Annotated in this window: 2 protein-coding genes and 1 tRNA gene; all 3 read right to left on the reverse strand. The window is 47.7% G+C overall.

Translation table 11 applies throughout. From position 1 onward, the window contains the following. Window positions 1-218 precede the first annotated feature (218 nt). A tRNA-Gln gene (locus ACTIE6_RS23360) sits at window positions 219-289 on the reverse strand. 68 nt (window positions 290-357) lie between these two features. Continuing rightward, entirely contained in the window at window positions 358-1,236 is an 879-nt protein-coding gene (gene fabD, locus ACTIE6_RS23365) for an ACP S-malonyltransferase (protein WP_439558927.1), read from the reverse strand. Window positions 1,237-1,346: 110 nt separating this feature from the next. After that, the coding region (locus ACTIE6_RS23370; protein WP_439558928.1) for a gliding motility-associated C-terminal domain-containing protein at window positions 1,347-1,933 on the reverse strand (587 nt) is incomplete at its 5' end.

Here is a 1,933-nt window from a genome sequence, read left to right on the forward strand (position 1 = left end):
TCCTAATACAGCAAGTAACCAAATTCCAGGATTGGTATATAAAACTGCCAAAAACAGCCTCTATTATGCCTTTTTGCGCTTTCACGGGGATTTGAATGCTGTAATTTGTACACATTCTTAAAAAGGAGAGTACCTGTTCGGCAAGAATCTTACGAATTAAGGGCGAATTTGAGGAAACAAAAAAAAGAGCTCAGACAACTGAGCTCTTTAAGTTACTGTTGGCCGACAAGGACTCGAACCCTGAATAAGACAACCAAAATGTCCTGTGTTACCATTACACCATCGGCCAAAACCGTAAACAGTGGTGCAAAAGTAATGTGACGAGATTAAGTTGTCAAGCTTTTGCGTAAAAAAATGTTAAATACTTTGCAGCTGTGCAGTCGGAGAGATCTTTTTCACCAATCCCTGCAACACTTTTCCAGGGCCGCATTCGATAAACATTTCGGCTCCGTCAGCTGCCATTTGCTCTACAGACTGCGTCCATCTTACAGGCGCTGTCAGCTGAGAAATCAAATTCTCCTTGATCACACTAACCTCGGTAGCTGGTCTCGCATTTACGTTTTGGTAGATAGGGCACACAGGAGGCTCAAATTGGGCAGCGTGAATAGCCTCAGCCAGCTCTTCCCGCGCCGGCTCCATCAATGGGGAGTGGAATGCGCCACCTACCGGAAGGATCAAAGCACGTTTGGCACCGGCTGCCTTAAGCAGCTCGCACGCTTTCTCAACACCTTCCATGGAACCTGAGATAACTACCTGCCCGGGGCAGTTATAATTGGCCGGAACCACAATCTCGTCAGTGATACCCGCACAAACTTCTTCAATCACCTGATCAGGCAATCCTAGAATTGCAGCCATTGTAGAAGGACGGATTTCGCAGGCTTTTTGCATAGCCGAAGCACGTTTGGAAACAAGCAGCAAACCTTCTTCGTAAGACAATACACCAGCGGCAACCAATGCAGAAAATTCCCCCAGCGAGTGACCCGCGACCATATTCGGGTTGAAGTCGGTACTGATCTTTGCCAGTACCACCGAATGGATGAAAATCGCAGGCTGGGTTACAGCAGTTTGTTTTAGATCCTCATCGGAGCCTTCAAACATCACCTTCGTAATCTCAAAGCCAAGTACCTCGTTTGCCTTTTCAAACAATGCCTTGGCAGAGTCTGAGGATTGGTAAAGGTCAAATCCCATTCCCTTGAATTGCGATCCCTGTCCGGGAAAAATATATGCCGTCTTCATAGTTTCTGAATTTTTAGGTTGCTCAAATGAAATAAAAAGCCCGCGCATCATGCGCGGGCTACAAAGGAAATACTTGATCTCGAAAGAAAAAAGACAGATAAAATCGTGCCTTACCTGAGCAGCTGGACCCATCCTTTCAGGATAGTTTGCGGGCTTTCTCTTTTGGCAGATTCAAAACGGATCCTGGCTTCGTAGTAATACTGTCCCGCTGCCAGGTCTTTTCCTGCATTGGTTTTGCCGTTCCAGTTGATGTTCACGTCAGTGGTAGAGAACACCTTGGCGCCCCAACGGTTGAAGACGGTAAATTCCATGGACTGTACAAAAGCAGGGCATTCATAAGGCTGGAACACATCATTTTTCGAGTCGCCATTTGGCGTAAATACATTGGGCAGCACATACATCGGGCAGTTGTCTTTGCAAACCGTGTTGCTCGGTGCGCTTTCGGCCCCAAACCTGTTGACAGCCGTTACATAGTAGCATCCCGCAAAGGAAGTAAGACCTGTATGGTCGTACTCGGTTGCCAGCGGTGCAGGCGGGATGGTAACTGTTGCAATCAGGGCAGGTGTTTCATCTTCGTAACGCGCATAGTAGACCCTGTAAGCGGTCACAGCGGCATCGCATTCTTTTCCGTCTGCCTGCTGCGGATAGGTCCACGAGAGGTGGTTGGTAAATGTAGGCGAGTCGCAGAATGCGTCCG

It is taken from the genome of Dyadobacter sp., assembly GCF_051859145.1.
GTDB lineage: Bacteria > Bacteroidota > Bacteroidia > Cytophagales > Spirosomataceae > Dyadobacter.

Excerpts from the sequence above, each read along its gene's own strand:
- fabD (WP_439558927.1), bottom strand. The coding sequence starts at position 1,236 with ATGAAGACGGCATATATTTTTCCCGGACAGGGATCGCAATTCAAGGGA.